The sequence below is a fragment of the Micromonospora sp. WMMD964 genome, from assembly GCF_029581455.1.
Classification (GTDB): Bacteria; Actinomycetota; Actinomycetes; order Mycobacteriales; family Micromonosporaceae; genus Micromonospora.
The window spans coordinates 5,613,899-5,630,915 of sequence record NZ_CP120860.1 but is presented as its reverse complement, the minus strand read 5'-3'; the positions used below and the strand labels follow the sequence as shown (position 1 = coordinate 5,630,915).

Genomic DNA, 17,017 nt, shown 5'->3' with positions numbered 1-17,017 from the left:
GTGCCCGTACACGAACGACGCTATGATCATTCGGACCCAGCGGGGCGTCGAGAGGTCTTCTCGGCATCGTCATGACGCATGTCCGTGGAGCGTGACCGATGCTGTTGCTGTCGTTCGCCGTTGTCCTTCTGGTGGCGGTGTTGCTCTCGGCGCTGGCTCACCGCACCATCCTGTCCACCGCGGCGTTGTTCCTGGTTGCCGGGTTCATCCTTGGCGAGGACACCACCGGGCTGCTGCACCTGCACTCCGATTCCCCCATCGTGGCGCAGCTCGCGGAGCTTGCCCTGTTCGCGGTGCTGTTCACCGATGGGATGCGGGTCGGTTGGGCGGACCTGCGTTCGGCGTGGCGGCTGCCCGGCCGGGCGCTGGGTTGGGGCCTACCGCTCACCCTGCTGATCACCGCACTGTTGGCCCACTTCGTGGCTGGCCTGGGCTGGCCGGAGGCGCTACTGATCGGCGCTGTTCTGGCCCCCACCGACCCGGTGTTCGCGGCGGCGCTGGTGGGCAATGACAAGGTTCCGGCCCGACTGCGGCATCTGCTCAACGTGGAGTCCGGCGTCAACGACGGTCTGGTCCTCCCGTTCGTGGTGCTGCTGCTGGCTTTGGCCGCAGGCTCGGACGACCTGCACCTGGGCAGGATTGCCAGCGAACTGGCGGTGGGCCTGCTCATTGGTGTGCTGGTGCCACTGCTGGCGATCGCCTTGGAGCGGACCCGCTGGCTTGCGGCGTCCGCGGCGTACGCGCCGCTGAACGGGGTGGCGATCGGGCTGCTCGTGTTGGCGTTGGGCAAGGTCACGCACGGCAACCTGTTCCTGGCGGCGTTCGCCGCCGGGATCACCGTGGCGACCTTCGGGCCGAGGGAACGGGCTGCGTTCGAACATTTCGGGGAGAACATCGCTGAGCTGTTGAAACTCGCCGCGCTGCTGGTCTTCGGCGCGCTGATCTCGGTGCGGTTCCTGGGTGAGATCTCGTGGACCGGCTGGGCCTTCGCGGTGCTGGCCATCTTCGTGGCCCGCCCGGTCGCATTGTGGATCTCGTTCCTGCGGTCCGGGCTCGGCGCCAGGGAGCAGGCCGCCGCGATGTGGTTCGGGCCGAAGGGGTTCGCTTCCGTCGTCTACGGGCTGCTGGTCCTGGAGTCCGGCATCGCTGCGGGTGACGAGGTGTTTCACCTCGTCGCCCTGACAATCGTGATCTCCATCTTGTTGCACTCATCGACCGACGTGGTGATCGCTCGGGCGTTCGACGAGTCGCGCGAGGCGCCCGCCTGGTTCGGCGTGCTACATCGGGTCCGCCGGCCGCTGCGGCCCCGGCGGCGAGATCGGGAAAACTCGTCCGCTGACGGGTGATCCGTGGGGGCCGTCGATCGCGGCCCAGACGGTCTTGCCGTCGCCGAAGGGGAAGAAGCCCCAGTGCGTGGTGAGGGCGGCGATGATCGGCAGGCCACGACCACCTTCGGTGACCTGACGAGGGAGGGTCGGGGTGGTGGAGTCGGGTGTTTCGCCGTCGCGGTCTCGGACGCTGATCCTCAGCGATCCCGCCACGTCGGCGACGGTGATGTCCATGTCGGTTCTGGCGTGTTGGACGGCGTTGCTGACCAGCTCCGAGGCGATGACCATCACTCGGTCGGCCACCGCGTGCATGCCCCAGGCATGACACTGCCGGGCGACGAGCCTGCGGGCAGCGGCGGGCGACCGCGCGTCAGCGGGAAGTCGCAGGTGCGCGCGATACGCAGAGACCGGCGCACGTCTGGCGGGGTGTTCGAGCAGAGCCCTGCCGAGGATCGCGTGCTGACCGAGTGTGGCGCGCAGCAGGCGTCCCGGGGGAGTCAGCGGATTAGCCGACACCGTCAGCTCAGGCCCGGCGGAGCGGTCGGCGGCCCACCGGGCGAGGAACGTGCCGATCGGGACGACGTCCGACGTCGTGATTGTGTCGAGGTCGACCACGAGGGTCAGCGGGGCGTCCAGGGCACCCGCGCACAGCAGGGCGGCAAGATGTGGTTCGGCCTCTGGGGTGAGGCCGCCGGCGAGGGTGATCCGGGTGCTACCACCGTCGAAGTCGCGCAGGATGGTCCATCTCATTCGTGGCACGCGAATGTCATCTGCCGGTCGGCGAGCCGTAAATCGTGCCGGTCGGCCGGTTGGCGGGACGCCCGAGCGTCGCCGCCACCCCGGTGACCCGGAGTACCTCGGCGACGATTCCGCTGGCGTTGCGCAGGATCAGGACCCGTCCCTGTCGGGCGGCGAGCCGGTGGACGTCGACAAACTCCTTTATCGCACCGGAGTCGATCATTGTGGTGTCCTGAAGATCGACGATCAGCCATTGCGTCGAGGTCGCCGCGAGCGTGCGCTCGACGGCGTCGCGGAGTTGGCCGGATACGGCCATGTCCAGTTCTCCGGAGAGGTGGAGGGTCCTCGGCGCGAGCCCCGCACCGGAGGACCGGATGCTGAACACGGGCTTCTGCCACCTCCCACGAGCCGACGCCATAAGGTACGCCAAGATACCTGCATGACTGCAGGTATCGTCAGGGCGTAACGGTACCTGCTCGATGGCTCGCGTCGTCAGGTACCGACGCTGACTGCTCCCAGTGCTGCCACCACAGCTCCTCCGTCGGCTCTCCGGCGGCGATCACCAGGGAGTTGATCAGCTCGGCGGGCGTGCGCCGGCGTCCGGAGTCGGCGACGCTCAGGAGGCGCCGGATTTCGGCGGTCCGGCGTCGCATGACATCGCCCACGAGCGTTTTGCCGCCCTCGGTGAGGCTCAACCAGGCGACCCGCCGGTCGTCGGCCTGCTGACGGCGGGCCACCAACTCCCGCCGTACGAGGCGATTGCACGTCCTCGTCGCCGTCGACGGGTGCACCCCCAACAGGGACGCGAGATCCACGGTGCGCAGCGGAGCACGGGACGCGAGAATGACAAGTGTCCGGTACTGGGGCAGGGTCACCTCGGCGTCCACCGACGCCAGGGTTCGGGCGGTGATCCCTACCAAGGTGCGGGCCAGCGCAGACAGGCCGTCAACCAGCTGGTCGTTACCTGCGGTCGACGCGGTGCCGCCTTCCCCGTACAGTTTCACCTAGAAATGATTGCACGGGTGCACGCACAATCGTCGGGTGGGCCGTTCATGCAGGTGAGGACTGAAGCGCTGCCTGCCGACCGGGCCGCGCGATGGGAGCGGCTGACGGCACTCCCGTTGACCGTCCTGTCGGTCCTTTTTCTCGTGGTCTACGCGGCACCGATCCTGCGGCCCGACCTGGCGGAATCCTGGCTGCGGGTGTGCGAGGCGACGACTGTTCTCATCTGGCTGACGTTCTGGGTCGACTTCGTAGTGCGGCTGAGCCTGACCGGAGCCCGGCGGCGTTTCCTGCGCGATCACCTCTTCGACCTCGCGGTTCTGGTGCTCCCCGTCCTGCGCCCGCTGCGTGCCCTGCGGCTGATCACCGTGGTGCTGAGCCTGAGCAGACGCGCGGAGTCGTGGGCACGTGGCCGGCTCGCCGTCTACGTGGGCGCCACCACCATGCTGCTGGTGCTGGTGTCCGCGCTGGCGGTGCTGGACGCCGAGCGGTCCGCGGCGGGCAGCAACATCGCGTCGTTCGACGACGCTCTATGGTGGGCGACGGTGACCATCACGACCGTCGGCTACGGTGATCACTTCCCCGTCACCGGGACGGGCCGGTTCGTCGCGTTGGGGCTCATGATCGGCGGCATCGGCCTCATCGGTTTCGTCACCGGCTCACTGGCGACCTGGATCGTGGATCGGGTCTCCCAGAAGGGCGGCACCGCGCCGGCGACCGCCGACGACATCGCGGCCCTGCGCGCGGAGATCGAGGCGCTACGCCGACAGCTCGACCCAGAGTCATCGCCAGCGGGCGACGATCCGGATCGGCGGAGCCATGCGGCCCAACCCTCCGGTTGAGAGCGGCGAGGGCAGGGAGCCGTCCGCCCGTTCCTCCGTCGCTGACGCGGAGCCGGGCCGGTGGACCCGCTGGCTCGGGGTGCGGCTGGCCATCGGATTCATCGCGGTGGTCCTGCTGATTGACGTCGCGGCGGGCACCCATGCCGTACTCATTGGTTTTCTGGCCCTTGCCCCGCTGTTCGCCGCCGCCGTCGAAAGCCCTCGCCGGACTGCAGTGGTGTCGGCCACCGCGACCGGGGCGGCGGTGGGGGCCGGGCTGCCCAGCGGGATGCTCGGCAGCCTCGATCACCTGCTGCGGGTGGCGGTGGTCATCTCGGTCAGCCTGGTGGCGGTGTACGTCGCGCGGGCTCGAACGGGACGGGAGGAGCGTCTGCGTCGGATGGCCGAGATAGTGCGGATCACCCAGGCTGCGATCCTGCGTGAGCCGCCGCGGTATGCGGCCGGGGTGGAGTTGGCGGCCCGGTATGTCTCGGCTTACGAGGAGGCCGGCGTGGGTGGCGACCTGTACGAGGTGGTGGTCGACCAGGACCGGCTGCGGATCATCGTCGGTGACGTCTGCGGCAAGGGGCTTGCCGCGGTGCGGCTGGCTTCGGCGGTGGCGGGGGCGTTCCGGCAGTCGGCGATCGTTCGGCCCGACCTGACGCAGGTGGCGCGCGACCTGGATGATCTCGTCGCTCGGGAGCCGACTCCCGCCCAGGGCGCGACGTTCGTCACGGCCGTTCTGGTCGAGCTACGCGGGGGCGAGATCCGGACCGTCAACTGCGGTCACCCCGCGCCGTTTCTGCGGCACCGCTCCGGAGAACTGGAGGAGTTGATGGCGTCTGCGCCGGATCGACCATTGGGTCTGGGTGGGCCTCGGACACCGGGGAAGGTGGACCGTTGGGACGTCGGTGACCGGCTGCTGGTCCTCACCGACGGGCTGATCGAGGCACGTGACGGCGAACGGCGCTTCTTTCCGATGCCTGCGCTGAGGGCGTGTCTGGCCGAGCCGTCGGTGGACAACTGTCTCGACGCGGTCTGGGACGCCGTGCACCGGCACGTGGGCGGCGAGCCGCACGACGACATCGCCCTTCTGCTGGCCGAGCGGAGCCCTGCGGCACAGTGAGCGACGAAGACGCCTCGCACTTGGCGATCTTGGACATGGCTCCCGCAGAAGATAGGCTGGCCTGCGGCAATAATTCATTGCATCCATGCATGTTTCACCTGGCGCTGCCACGGTTAGGAGTCGTGCGTTGGAGTTGACAGTCGACACGTTGCAGATGGGGGCCACCACCCGCATCCGGTTGGGTGGGGAGATGGACCTCGCAACGAGCGGACTCGTGCACGACGCGGTCATTGCGGCGTTGGCGACTGATTCGGTGCAAGACGTCATCCTCGACTTCGGTGACCTCACCTTCATCGACTCCACCGGCATGGGAACGCTCGTGGCCTGCCAACGCGCCGTCGCCGTGCGGGGCGGCGCGCTGCGGTTGGAGAACCTCGCGCCTGTCGTCCGGCGGCAGCTGTTCGCCGCCGGCCTGCTCGGCCTGCTGTGCCCAGGGGCCGAAGACCAGGCCGCCCTCTCGGACTGACCCCCGGCCGTCCCCTCGGTTACCCCACAGATCGGATCCTCTCGTGACTCCGCCCCCGGACGCGGCACCGCCGCGTCGTACCGCCCTGGCCGAACGCCTCAGGCACGCGGCTGCTCGGCCAGGGCGGATCATGCGCTCGCCGTGGGCAGGCAGTGTCCTGGCGGCGGTCGCCCTGGTCGCCGTCACCGCCACGGGCATCACGGTCGGCACCCTCCTCGGGGCCAGAGGCGCCAGTGACGTCGGGCCGTTCCGGGTCGTCTTCCAGCTGACCCCGTCCGCGGACGGTGGCACGGAGATCGCCATACCCCCACTGGGGTCGCTCTTCCTCGACAGCCACGACGGCCCCGCACGACTGACCGTCCGCCTCGACTCACTCGACCAGCGACGCACCAAGGCGCTGCTCGACGACCCCGCCGGCCTCGCTCACGCCGGCGCCACGGCACCTGATGACCTCCGCGATGCCCTGGTCCGGCTCGGGCTCCGTACGCTCGGCGTGTCGGTCCTGGCGTCCATGCTGCTCGCGGGGTTGACGTTCCGGTCCGTGCGCCGCGTCGCCTGGTCGGGTGGCCTCGCGCTGCTGGTCACCGGCGGCACCCTCGGCACGGCCGCCCTGACGATGCGACCGCAGGCGCTGGCCGAACCCCGATACGAGGGCCTGCTGGTCAACGCCCCGGCGCTGATCGGTGACGCGCAACGAATCGCCGATGACTACAACCGCTACGCCGAGCAACTCCAACGCCTCGTCGGCAACGTCGGCGAGCTGTACACCACCGTGTCGACCCTGCCGATCTACCAGGCCGCGCCCGACACCACCCGGATCCTGCACGTCTCGGACCTGCACCTGAACCCCGCCGCCTGGCCGATGATCAGAACCGTGGTCGAGCAGTACGACATCGACCTCGTCATCGACACCGGGGACATCACCGACTGGGGCAGCGAACCCGAGACCTCGTACGTTTCCATGATCGGCCAGCTCAACGCGCCCTACGTCTACATCCGGGGCAACCACGACTCACCCCGAACCGCCGCTGCGGTGGCCAGCCAGCCGAACGCGGTCGTCCTGGACGACTCCGTCACCACGATCGCCGGAGTGACGATCGCCGGGATCGGCGATCCTCGATTCACGCCCGACAAGCAGGAGGCCGAGGCCGGGCCCTGGGAGGAGCCAGCGGCGACGGTCGAGGGCACTGGGAAGCAGCTCGCCGCGACGATCCGCTCGCTGGACCAACCGGTGGACATCGCTCTCGTGCACGACCCCGCATCAGCGACCGCGCTCAACGGTGCGACGCCGCTCGTCCTGGCCGGCCACACTCACCAGCGGAAGGTGACGACGCTGCCGCAGACCGCCGCGGTCGCCACCCGGCTGGCCGTGCAGGGTTCCACTGGCGGGGCGGGATTGCGCGGACTCGAAGGTGACGAACCGATGCCTCTGGTCATGTCGGTGCTCTACCTCGGCGCCGATCACCGGCTCCAGGCGTATGACGACATTCAGGTCGGCGGCGCCGGCACCGCGCAGGTGAGTCTCAACCGCAAGGTGGTCGACGGCGCGCCACAAATGAATCCGGCAGCACCGTCCGCGACTCCGCCGACAACTAGCTTCTGAACCCCTCCACCCAGACGGCGGCGTCACCGGAGTCATCCTGCCCAGGCTGGAACCACCTGCGGGTCACCGGCGTCGTCGTGGGCGGTCATGGTCTCCTGCCGGTGGGGTTCCTCGCGCAGGATCGCGGCGTGCAGCCATTCTTGAGGGATGGCGAAACCGTCGACGAGGTCGCGCATGTGCGGGCGTAGTTCCTTGAGTAGTCCGTTGACGACGCCGGTGATGGTCTTGGAGCGGGCCGGTGTGAGCCGGCCGTGCTCCAGGAACCAGCCCTTGTTGGTCTCGATGACGCTGAGCGCGTAGAGGTCGCAGACGCGGGTGAGCAGCGCCCGGACCGCCGGGTCGGCGGTGTCGTTGATGCCGGCGACGAACGCCTCCAGGGTGATCCGGTCGATGTGCGCGGCGGCGACGGTCAGGACGTGGTCCTGGACGTCGTTGAAGATGTCGAAGGGTCGGTCCTTCTTCGTGGCCGCGCCGTTGCGCAGGCGGCGGACCGCGCCGTCGAGGAGGTGCCTCTCGCGGTCCTCGAAGGTCTTGAGCTGCCAGCCGCGGTCGGTGACGGCGACCTCCTCGTCACGGCCGGGCACGGCGCTGATCAGCCGTTCGATGAGCGAGCGCGCGGCGGTGCGTTCGAGCACCATCTCGCGGACCTGCTCGGCGACGAAGGAGGCCCGCCCCCAGCCGTCCAGCGAGCCGAACTCGTCCCGGTAGCCGGTGAGTAGTCCTTTGGCTACCAGTTGCAGCAGCACCGTGTTGTCGCCCTCGAAGGTGGTGAAGACGTCGGTGTCGGCCTTGAGGCTGGGCAGCCGGTTCTCGGCCAGGTAGCCCGCACCGCCGCAGGCTTCGCGGCACATTTGAATGGTGCGGGTCGCGTGCCAGGTCTGCGCTGCCTTGAGACCAGCGGCCCGGGACTCCAGCTCCCGTTGGCGGTGTTCGTCGACCGGCCCGTCGCCGCCCTGGACCTCGTTGAGCGCGGTGACCAGCTCGGATTGGGCGAAGTGCAGCGCGTACGTGGTGGCCAGGGCGGGAAGCAGTTTGCGCTGGTGGGCGAGGTAGTCGTTGAGCAGCACCTCCCGGTCGGCGTCGGGCGTGCCGAACTGGCGGCGGATGTCGCCGTAGCGCACCGCGATGGTCAGCGCTGATTTCGTGGCCGCCGACGCGGCGCCGCCGACGCTCACCCGACCACGGACCAGGGTGCCGAGCATGGTGAAGAAGCGGCGGGAGTCGTTCTCGATCGGGCTGGAGTAGGTGCCGTCCGGCGCGACCTGACCGTAGCGGTCCAGCAGCATCTCCCTGGGCACCTGCACGTGGTCGAAGGTGAGTCGCCCGTTGTCCACGCCGAGCAGCCCGGCCTTGGGCCCGGCGTCGCCGATGCGCACGCCGGGCATCGGGTTGCCCTGCGCGTCGCGGATCGGCACCAACCACGCGTGTACGCCGTGCCGCTCCCCGTTTGTGATCAGCTGCGCGAAGACCACCGCCATCCGCCCGTCCCGCGCGGCGTTGCCGATGTAGTCCTTACGGGCCGCCTCGTGCGGGGTGTGCAGGTCGAAGGTCTGCGTCTGCGGGTCGTACGTGCAGGTGGTGCGCAGCTGCTGCACGTCGGAGCCGTGCCCGGTCTCGGTCATGGCGAAACAGCCAAAAACCGTGCCGGAGATGATGTCCCGCAGATAGGCGTAATGGTGCCGTCGGGTGCCGAGAGCCGCGACCGCGCCGCCGAACAGGCCCCACTGCACGCCCGCCTTGACCATCAGCGACAGATCGACCTGCGCCAGCATCTCGCTGGCGATGATCGAGCCGCCGACATCGGAGTTGCCGCCGTACTCGGTGGGGAAGGCCGACGCCATGCCCAGCTCGGCGGGAAGTTCGGTGAGCAACCGGGAGATCCGCTCCCGTGCCTGGTCACCGGTCTCGCCGTACACCGGGAGGAAACGCGCGTCGAGGTGCTCCCGGTGCGCGTTGCGGACTGCGGCCCACGGTCCGTCGAGCACGTGCCGCAGGCGAGCGAGGTCGATCTGGTCGGGCACGATCCCCCCTCAGTCAGCGGACATATGCGCACAGGTCGTACTCGATCAAAGATACCGCCGCCAGCCGTCACGAAAGTGGGCAGGGACCGTCATCGTTTCGTCGTCTAGTCCGGGACGCCAGGTGGGTAGCGGAAAGGGAACAGACGCTACGGAAGGAGCAGCTCATGCCACACGACACGACAGCGATTCTGATCAAGCTTGGTGACTCCGGGCAGACGATCGCGGCTGCCGAGCAGGACGTACGCGGCCGGCACGTCCTCGACGCCAACGGCGACGACCTGGGCAAGGTCGACGACCTGCTGATCGACCGCGACGAGCACAAGGTGCGCTTCCTGCGAGTCGAGCACGGAGGAGTCCTCGGTATCGGCGCCACCGCCACCTTCATCCCTGTCGAGGCGATCAGCGACGTCACCGACGACACGGTACGGGTCGACCTGACCCGCGAGAAGATCGAGCAGGCCCCGACGTACGACCCGGAGGTCGTCGAGGAGACCGGCTACTACGAGGACGTGTACTGGTATTACGGCTACGCGCCGTTCTTCGGCCCGAGGGGGGTCGCTCCGCCGTACCCGGTGCCCCCGGCCCAACGCTGAGTTTCGGCTACCCCCGACCGGTGTTTCGCCGGTCGGACGCGAGCCACCGGAACACCGAAGCACCCGCGAGGAGGCACGATGACCTACGTCCCCTGGTTCGTTCCCGACGACCCCCCATCGCTGTTTCAGACCGGTCCGACCTCTGCTGATGCCCGTCTGGCCTGCCAACTGCTTGAGCGCATGCAGCGGGATCTGCGGTTGCGTCATGAACACATCTGCATCGAAGTGCAGAACCGCGTGGTCATCCTGGAGGGCACGGTCACGTCCGCTGATGTGAGCGCGGAAGCCCAGGCCCGCGCCTGGAGCATTCCGGGAGTGCACGACGTCAACAACCGCCTGCGCTCGTTGGAGCGCTGAACGCCCGATTGCGAGGGTGACCCCGCTCAGGCACAAACGTCCCGACGGCGGTAGCCGGCTGTGCTGGGGCGACGAGCGGGTCGACCAAGAGGTGGCGCACTACGTCGCGCGGGTCCGGGCCGAGCGGGCCGCGCACGAGCAGCCCGACGACGCGGCGGCGGACGCCTTCCGGCTGGACCCGCCCGACGTGGTGCCGGCGGTTACCGTGGCGGCCTGAGCGGGCTCCGGGGGTGTGCCCGGCATGCCGCCGGAGCCGGTGGGCAGTGTCGGCTACACCTTGCTGCTCCCGCTTCCCGGCGACGTCCTCACCCTGGCCGCGCAGGACTGCCCGACGGCCGCGCATCGGCTGCTCCTGGCACTCGTAGCTAGACCTGCGCGAGCTTCAGAGTTGCGCCGAGCGTCATCGGCGGTGAGGCAACGGTTCGTGTAGCCCCTCGGACACCACATTTCGTGGAAAATCACGATGAACAGGGCAGAGTTACTGTCAACGGCCGGAAGCGGTTCATCATCACCGACACCCTCGGCCAACTGGTCACCGTCTGGGTCCTGGCCGGACCGCAACGGCGCCAAGGAGCCCTACTCGCCACCACGCAGAGACCCCCATCCGGCATGCTCCGCCGTCTCACACGAGGCGAAGCCGCCACCCGCCGACAACGCCGCACCTTCAACACGCCCGACTGACAGCAAATCTGAAACCCGCTCTCAGTCCATGACGGCGGTGGCCTCGACCTCGACGAGGTAGTCGGGGCCGGCGAGGGCGCTGACGCCCAGCCCGGTGAACGGCGGGACCGGAGTGACTTCGAGTTTCGCGGCGGCTCGGGTGATGCCGTCGATCAAAGGCGTCATCTTGTCCGGGGTCCAGTCGACGACGTACACGGTGAGGCGTACCACATCACCGAAGGACCCACCGACCCCGGCCAGAGCTTTGGCGACGTTGAGGTAGCACCGCTCGACCTGCGCGGCGAGGTCTCCGGCGCCGACCGTGCCCCCGTCCGCGTCGACGGCCACTTGGCCGGCGATGAAGACCTGCTTCGTGCCGGTCGCGACCGCGACGTGACGGTACAGGTCGGTCGCCGGTAGTCCCTCGGGATTGACGAACGAGACGGCCATGGTGCGCTCCTTCCGGAAGAGCCGCCGATCGGCGACTCGTCAAAGCTCGGCCTGCCGGTCGTGGCCAGGCGGACCCGTTCCCACAGCTCGGAGAGAATCTCCTCGGTCATGCCCTTCCTGTTGAGGCGTTGGAAGTCGGAGTCCACGGTCTGCCAGGGCGGGAAGTGAACCGGTAGGTACCGCCACGCGCACCCGGTCCGCACTACATAGAGGATGCCGTCGACGACCGCCCGGCGTGAATGCTTCTCTGGTTTGCCCATCCACTGCGGCGACGGCAGCATCGGCTCCACGATCTCCCACTCGACGTCAGTCAGATCAGACGGGTACCGCCGCATTCGACCCATATCCTTCTACCGACCCGGTCGGGGCTCATCGATCGGACCGGTGTGCGACACGCCCGGCCAACCCACAACCCCAACGCGCACTGAGGTTGCTACGCCATCTCAGCCCGTCCGGAGCCGCTCGGACAACTCGCAGACCGCCGCCTCGTATCGGTCGTCCGTCACGCACGGCCGATGACCGCACATCGGAGGCCACACGGTGTCACGGCCTCGGGCTTCGAGATTCTGCGGATCCCGAAGCCTGCGGTCCACCTCGGACCGCTGCGGCAGCGCGTCGTCACCGCCGCGTCCGGACGTGAAGATCCAACTGCCGATGGGATCGGTGTCACGCCACAGGTTCACCCAGCGCCAGCCCAACCGGCGGCCGGCTTCACTCAGCACATCCCTGCCCACGTACGCCGGGAACAGCGTGCTGTAGAGGCATCTCAGCGGTGAACCGTGCGTCAGCAGGGCAACCCTGGAGAGCGCGGACGCCTCCAGTTGCAGGACGCTCGCCAGAGCGAGTACCGACCCGTGGCTGTGCGCCGCTACCAACACGTATCTTCCTTGCCGGACCAGCATGCTGATACGACACGCGAGTTCGGGCACGGCGCGCTCGGCGTAACACGGTGGGGCGAAGGGGTGAGCGGCGCGCGGCCAGAACATCCCGAGGTCCCAGAGCGTACCGATATAGCGACGAAAAGTGGTCGTACGGTAGGCGAACAGCCCTCCGAAGAACAGGCCGAGAAACAGCAACGCCATCAGGTAGCTCCCCAGTTGGGTGCCCGCGCTGACGAAATCGGATGGCAAGCTGACCAGGCCCTCCACGGCGACACTGGGCTGCAGCTCGTCCAAGGCCAGAGCGGTGAAACCCAGGCTCAGCGCGACGAGGCAGCAGTAGGTCAATCCGAGCGGAAACAGCCGTTCCGTGAATTGCGCCCGGGCGATTGCGTCGCGTACTTCTGCCCGCCGTCGGGTCGTCCCCGCATCTGCGTCAGGAAAGTCGCGCGCGACGATGTCTTCCGCTGATCGTCGTCGACTCCACCGCGTGAACAGCACCATCACCGCACCTGCGACTGCTGCGCCAATGACCGACACGAAGAACCCGAACATCGTCCACTTGTATGCCAGAACAGGGCTGGTGGGCAGCACGTCGGGGGTGGGCAGATCGCGGTCGAGGTAGTCCGATACGCGGTAGTTGAATTCGGTGGCAAAGCCGACCGCCAGTCCCACCGCCAGACACGCGAACAGCGGCGCACCCGACCAGCGCAGCCTCCTCAGGCTGCCCTCCCGGCCCGCCAGTGCGGCGATCCCGAGCAGCGCGAGTAGGGCGCCCTGTGTCCCGAAGAGCAGCACGACCGCGACGTCGTGGCCGGGCAGTCCGTTTTCGGCGGGCCACTCGCTGCGATCGAACGCGACCCGCCCGATGACGGCGATCGTCACCACCACGGCAGTCGACCGCAGGGCATGGACCACCCCATCGACCGCCGGGGTGCCGGCTACGGCGTCGATGACGGAAGGTACGCACACCAGTACGACAGTGACGACAAGGGTGAGCGCGGCGCCGAACGTGAGCAGAACGTCAAGGAGGTTCGGTCCACGAGCGGTCCACAACGTCGCAATCAAACTGAGATCGAGCACGGCGAGACCGGTCGCCACATGGATGGAGCGAAGTCGCATCACTCCCGGAGTGGCGTGACGTGTCCCGATCGCGCCCAGTGCCGTGTCGGCCGGCGCAACCGTAGGTGGGATGAAGTTGTCGTACCAGCGAGGGCACCGGGAGCCCACCAGCCACAACACCCAGATCGCGGCGACGGGCACCAGCGACAACAGCGCAATGCGCAATCCGACCGGTTGACCACCGAGCCAGGACAGCCAGGTCCGGCCTCCGAGGCAACTACCCAGGGACATGCACTTGCAGGCGAGCAGGTCCAACGCCACGCCGACGAAAGACAGGACGTACAGGGCCGTGAGGCTCAGGCCGACCAGCCTGCAGCCCACCCAGACCACACTGCCGCTGACCTTCGCCCGCGGCCGCATCCATGCCGCCACGTTGCAGGCCATGAACGGCAACAGCAACACCAGCGACAGCGTCCTCGCGGCGGCCCCGCTGCGGAGATCGCTCCACCGATATGTCTCCAACACCACGCCGCAGGCGCCTCGGGAGTCGCCGTAGCCTCTGCGGGGCCGGTAGAAGCCGCCCTTGCTGTCGCCGCCGACCCGCTGCACATGCGGCCGATCCAGGATGTCATCCGCGTCGGCACCCATCACGCCGTGCACCCGCAACTCAACGACGTCACCGGGCGGGTGGCACTCACCCTGTGCACGGCGCGGCGATGATTCGGGCATTCCTACCTCGCAGACTGGGACAGACCTCGGAGCGAAGCGCTGGCCAGCCGTGCATACCCGAACGGGCCTATTCCAGACGAGGGATCCCCACCACCCTTCGTCTCGCCCGACTACCCGGGGCTCGTGTAGAAGTGCTCGTCTAGGGGATCGGCCCGTCGTAGTCCATCCAGAAGTCGACCTCGTCGGAGCGTGGGTGACGTGCCATCCCGCTGCCGCCATTGAACTCCATGACGTGGTCGGGTGCTTGCGCGACCGTCGGCCAGGCCGGCAGGCCCGGCGCGTTGGGGTCGCCGGTGCGGACGAAGTTGACCCAGTACGCGCTCATCTGGTCGCGGAGCCGGTAGTCGGCCTCCGTGTAGTCGGCGGCGCTGTCGGCGCCGAGGTTGTCGTATGCGTATGCGACCTCGGCGCCGTGGTAGGCGCCGTACTTTTCGAGACCCTTCTCGGGAGGGATGTGTGAGAAGAAGTAGAGGTAGGCGTCCGACTCGCCCGTCTGCGTCTGCAGCTGAGCCCAGCGCCGCATGGCACGCGTCATGATCTTGTCGGTCTCGGCCTGCAGGCGCGACTCCAGAACCTGCTCCGCGGTGTCCCCTGGATACAGATCGAGGAACCGATCCGCACCCTCACCGTATGTTTCGCGTGCGGACGCCCGGTACTCGTCGACGTCCGTGTCCGGTGGGCTGGCCAGCGCGAGCGAGGCCTCGTCCGCGTTGCTGCCGACCAGGGTCGGCACGTCCAGTTGCTCTCCGGACGCGTAGGTCTCCGCCGGCGAGCGCTTGAGCACATGGCCGTCGACGGAGGGTTGCCAGTGCGCATCGAGCTCGCCTGCCGCGTCCACGAGGCGCTCGACGGGCATCTCGCGCATCTCCTCGATGGTCGCCCCTCCCAGTTGCTCGCTCAGGCGGCGGCCGGCATCCTCAGCCGCCTCACGCGTGTCAGTCTGGTCGCCGCGCTCGGTGTTCCCCGTGGTGCCCATGCACGCTCCGCTGCCGGCGACGATGCCGTCCACGAGGTCTTCGGCGAGTGGTGTCGCACCGAGGATGCAGACGCTCTCGCCCCCGGCGGATTCGCCCGCGATCGTGACCCGGTCGGGGTCGCCGCCGAATGCCGCGATGTTGTCGCGCACCCAGGCTAGGGCGGCGAGCTGGTCGAGGATCCCGTAGTTGCCCGACGCGTTGTGTGCGGACTCGGCGGACAGTTCGGGATGGGAGAGGAAGCCGAGTACCCCCAGCCGGTAGTTGATGGTGACGGTGATCACCTCGCCGCGGGAGGCGAGCGACTCGCCATCGTAGAGGGGGAGGGCGCCGGAGCCGGTCGCGAAACCGCCGCCAGGGATGTAGACGAGCACGGGAAGGTCCTCCGAGGCGGGCTTCGTGCTCCGCCAGATATTGAGGGAGAGACTGTCCTCGCTCACGGGATACGGATTGAGGAGCGTGCCTTCCAGGGGCACCTCCACGATCTGCGAGAGCGCCCGCGTGAAGAACCTGGAGGTGCCCTGAATCGGAACGGCGGAGAACCGGTTCGCGGTGAGCACGCCCTCGCGCGGCTTCAGCGGCTCAGGCGCACGCCAACGCATATCCCCCACCGGAGCCTGCGCGTAGGGGATGCCCGCGAAGACCTCGACGGTGCGCTCGTCGTTGTAGACGCCGGTGATCGGTCCCTGCTGCGTCTGCACCGGCCCGGACGGCGAGCGGTCCCCGCCGCCGGCGATGCGGGTCTGCGGCGGTGGATAGGCGAGCACCGCCGCCCCGAGGACGAGCGTCCCGGCGAGCAGCCACGCACCTATCCGGAGCAGCGCGTGCCCTCGGGCCCACGAGCGCACGGTCGCACCGAGCACCACGAGCAGCCCCACGACAAGTACCCAGCCCCACCACGGACTCCGGTTGAGCCACGCGAGCACGAACGCGATAGCCGTCAGCGGGAACAGGGGGACCCAGGGGCGGAGGGACCTCGCGAACCGTCGGCGCCCCCCAGACGTGGCACCCTCCTGGTCGACACCGGTTGGGCGCTGTTGCCGCTCGCTTCCCACTCTTGACTCCTGTTGCTGGATTGAGAACTGACACATGTTCGCGAAGCGCTTCGCTGCCGGGTGCGCAGTGACGCGTCGCCTATCAGCGGACACTCTGTCGCCGGAACAGGGTCAACCGCGGCGTCGCCGCATTAGACAGCGGGGAGTTTGCGAACGGCGCAGCGCTCGTCCGACGGTGCGCGGTGCTCATCGGCGGGGTTCCCGCTGGAAGAGCCGGGTGGCCGGGGTGGCGGCGATGGCGACCCACGCCAGGTCGTGCATGGTGCCGGAGGTCGGCCTCCGGTGGGGCCGTACCTGGAAGGTGAGGTCCTCGACGGCGTGGAAGTCGCCGTCGGTGAGGTTCAGCCGGTCGACGACGATGACAGGTGTAACTGACATATACCCATGACAGCGCGGGCGAGGCCGACCCGTCAGTGGCGCCATGTCACGACTGCGTGTGACGTGGTGTCACTGGTTGGTCCTCGGCTGCCGGGTACCCGACTTCGGCCCCGGCGAACGCGTGCTCTCGGCCTACCACCAGGGGGAAGCTCTCCCGTGACGACGCGGTGCGGTATGGCCTGGGCGCAGTGCGCTCGCCCCGGTCGGTGCCGCGGCCGGAGCAGAAGTAGCGGAAAATCTTCTGTCAGGGTCGGCGGGCCGAGCCGCTTTGGGTGATATTCCGACGGGGAATGCGACGCGAGCCCCGGGAAGCGCGACGCAGTCGACAGGGGCGGGTGAAACCGGAGGTCAAGCCACCAGGGACAAGACGACAGGCCAGGGAGAGTGGTGGTCAACGTCGTACGCAAGACGACCGCGGTCGCCTGCCACAGCAGCAGCACCCGGGAGCGCGAGGTCCCCGAGGCGATGAGCATGGCCTCGGTGAACTGGGTCGGACGGCCAGCAGTCCGAGCAGGCTCGCTCCGGGCATGCCGAAGCGCATGAGGTAACGGCGGAGACGCCGGCACCCGTTGGCCTCGGGGTGCTCCTCGCGGCCGCTCGGTCGGCGTCCGTGAGCGACCGCAGCGGCGCGGGCCCGCGAGCTGACCAGCACGACGACGAGCAGCCGGAGGAAGTTGCCCGCACGAGCTGCGCCCCGCCTGCTGCCGTTACTCTGAGTCGCTTGCCTATTCTTCGGATCGAGTCGACGGCGGGCGGCCCGGCTGGCGGCGAAGGCC

The 17,017-nt window shown here is 68.6% G+C and carries 16 protein-coding genes and 1 pseudogene; 8 read left to right on the top strand and 9 right to left on the bottom strand.

The window, feature by feature from the left end:
• The first annotated feature begins 98 nt into the window (after positions 1 to 98).
• A complete protein-coding gene (locus tag O7616_RS25695; protein WP_282304368.1) occupies positions 99 to 1,346 on the top strand; it encodes a cation:proton antiporter in 1,248 nt (415 codons plus the stop codon).
• Here the strand turns inward: O7616_RS25695 and O7616_RS25690 are convergent.
• From O7616_RS25690 to O7616_RS25680, 3 genes are all read right to left on the bottom strand, one after another.
• On the bottom strand, positions 1,278 to 1,943 hold the full coding sequence (locus O7616_RS25690) for an ATP-binding protein (RefSeq protein WP_282304367.1): 666 nt from the start codon (positions 1,941 to 1,943) through the stop codon (positions 1,278 to 1,280). The two genes, O7616_RS25695 and O7616_RS25690, sit on opposite strands and share 69 nt — an antisense overlap.
• 151 nt (positions 1,944 to 2,094) lie before the next feature.
• The gene (locus O7616_RS25685; protein ID WP_282304366.1) at positions 2,095 to 2,451 is read right to left on the bottom strand and encodes an STAS domain-containing protein; all 357 of its coding nucleotides are present in this window, start codon (positions 2,449 to 2,451) and stop codon (positions 2,095 to 2,097) included.
• Between the two features lie 70 nt (positions 2,452 to 2,521).
• On the bottom strand, positions 2,522 to 3,070 hold the full coding sequence (locus tag O7616_RS25680; protein ID WP_282304365.1) for a MarR family transcriptional regulator: 549 nt from the start codon (positions 3,068 to 3,070) through the stop codon (positions 2,522 to 2,524).
• A 48-nt stretch (positions 3,071 to 3,118) separates the two neighbouring features.
• On the opposite strand from O7616_RS25680, the gene O7616_RS25675 reads away from it, so the two are divergent.
• From O7616_RS25675 to O7616_RS25660, 4 genes are all read left to right on the top strand, one after another.
• Positions 3,119 to 3,910, top strand: a complete 792-nt coding sequence (locus tag O7616_RS25675; RefSeq protein ID WP_282304364.1) for a potassium channel family protein — start codon at positions 3,119 to 3,121, stop codon at positions 3,908 to 3,910.
• Positions 3,911 to 4,016: 106 nt separating this feature from the next.
• The gene (locus O7616_RS25670) at positions 4,017 to 5,015 is read left to right on the top strand and encodes a PP2C family protein-serine/threonine phosphatase (RefSeq protein ID WP_282304363.1); all 999 of its coding nucleotides are present in this window, start codon (positions 4,017 to 4,019) and stop codon (positions 5,013 to 5,015) included.
• A gap of 127 nt (positions 5,016 to 5,142) precedes the next feature.
• Entirely contained in the window at positions 5,143 to 5,481 is a 339-nt protein-coding gene (locus O7616_RS25665; RefSeq protein ID WP_282304362.1) for an STAS domain-containing protein, read from the top strand.
• A gap of 130 nt (positions 5,482 to 5,611) precedes the next feature.
• Positions 5,612 to 7,084, top strand: coding sequence for a metallophosphoesterase (locus O7616_RS25660; protein WP_282307722.1), 1,473 nt, complete (start codon positions 5,612 to 5,614; stop codon positions 7,082 to 7,084).
• A 32-nt stretch (positions 7,085 to 7,116) separates the two neighbouring features.
• On the opposite strand, the gene O7616_RS25655 is transcribed toward O7616_RS25660, so the two are convergent.
• The gene (locus O7616_RS25655; RefSeq protein WP_282307721.1) at positions 7,117 to 9,108 is read right to left on the bottom strand and encodes an acyl-CoA dehydrogenase; all 1,992 of its coding nucleotides are present in this window, start codon (positions 9,106 to 9,108) and stop codon (positions 7,117 to 7,119) included.
• Between the two features lie 161 nt (positions 9,109 to 9,269).
• On the opposite strand from O7616_RS25655, the gene O7616_RS25650 reads away from it, so the two are divergent.
• The 3 genes from O7616_RS25650 to O7616_RS25640 all read left to right on the top strand — a co-directional run bounded on the left by O7616_RS25650 (position 9,270) and on the right by O7616_RS25640 (position 10,272).
• A complete protein-coding gene (locus tag O7616_RS25650; protein ID WP_282304361.1) occupies positions 9,270 to 9,698 on the top strand; it encodes a PRC-barrel domain-containing protein in 429 nt (142 codons plus the stop codon).
• Positions 9,699 to 9,776: 78 nt separating this feature from the next.
• Entirely contained in the window at positions 9,777 to 10,055 is a 279-nt protein-coding gene (locus O7616_RS25645) for a BON domain-containing protein (RefSeq protein WP_282304360.1), read from the top strand.
• Between the two features lie 16 nt (positions 10,056 to 10,071).
• Positions 10,072 to 10,272, top strand: coding sequence for a hypothetical protein (locus O7616_RS25640; protein ID WP_282307812.1), 201 nt, complete (start codon positions 10,072 to 10,074; stop codon positions 10,270 to 10,272).
• Positions 10,273 to 10,757: 485 nt separating this feature from the next.
• On the opposite strand, the gene O7616_RS25635 is transcribed toward O7616_RS25640, so the two are convergent.
• From O7616_RS25635 to O7616_RS25615, 5 genes and pseudogenes are all read right to left on the bottom strand, one after another.
• Complete coding sequence (locus O7616_RS25635; RefSeq protein WP_282304359.1) at positions 10,758 to 11,165, bottom strand: RidA family protein; 408 nt, start codon at positions 11,163 to 11,165, stop codon at positions 10,758 to 10,760.
• A 107-nt stretch (positions 11,166 to 11,272) separates the two neighbouring features.
• Positions 11,273 to 11,509 (bottom strand): annotated as a pseudogene (locus O7616_RS25630) (transposase); the annotation flags it as partial.
• Positions 11,510 to 11,608: 99 nt separating this feature from the next.
• Positions 11,609 to 13,753 (bottom strand): hypothetical protein, encoded by a 2,145-nt coding sequence (locus O7616_RS25625; RefSeq protein WP_282307720.1) that lies wholly within the window; start codon positions 13,751 to 13,753, stop codon positions 11,609 to 11,611.
• Between the two features lie 220 nt (positions 13,754 to 13,973).
• Positions 13,974 to 15,686: a carboxylesterase family protein gene (locus tag O7616_RS25620; RefSeq protein WP_282304358.1), complete on the bottom strand. Its 1,713-nt coding sequence runs from the start codon at positions 15,684 to 15,686 to the stop codon at positions 13,974 to 13,976.
• Between the two features lie 363 nt (positions 15,687 to 16,049).
• Positions 16,050 to 16,241, bottom strand: coding sequence for a hypothetical protein (locus O7616_RS25615; RefSeq protein ID WP_282304357.1), 192 nt, complete (start codon positions 16,239 to 16,241; stop codon positions 16,050 to 16,052).
• Positions 16,242 to 17,017: the final 776 nt, after the last annotated feature.

What these genes read in the sequence shown, in the direction of transcription:
- O7616_RS25695 (WP_282304368.1), top strand. Translation starts at nt 99, where the DNA reads ATGCTGTTGCTGTCGTTCGCCGTTGTCCTTCTGGTGGCGGTGTTGCTC.
- O7616_RS25675 (WP_282304364.1), top strand. Translation starts at nt 3,119, where the DNA reads ATGCAGGTGAGGACTGAAGCGCTGCCTGCCGACCGGGCCGCGCGATGG.
- O7616_RS25660 (WP_282307722.1), top strand. Translation starts at nt 5,612, where the DNA reads ATGCGCTCGCCGTGGGCAGGCAGTGTCCTGGCGGCGGTCGCCCTGGTC.
- O7616_RS25650 (WP_282304361.1), top strand. Translation starts at nt 9,270, where the DNA reads ATGCCACACGACACGACAGCGATTCTGATCAAGCTTGGTGACTCCGGG.
- O7616_RS25645 (WP_282304360.1), top strand. Translation starts at nt 9,777, where the DNA reads ATGACCTACGTCCCCTGGTTCGTTCCCGACGACCCCCCATCGCTGTTT.
- O7616_RS25635 (WP_282304359.1), bottom strand. Translation starts at nt 11,165, where the DNA reads ATGGCCGTCTCGTTCGTCAATCCCGAGGGACTACCGGCGACCGACCTG.
- O7616_RS25625 (WP_282307720.1), bottom strand. Translation starts at nt 13,753, where the DNA reads ATGGGTGCCGACGCGGATGACATCCTGGATCGGCCGCATGTGCAGCGG.
- O7616_RS25615 (WP_282304357.1), bottom strand. Translation starts at nt 16,241, where the DNA reads ATGTCAGTTACACCTGTCATCGTCGTCGACCGGCTGAACCTCACCGAC.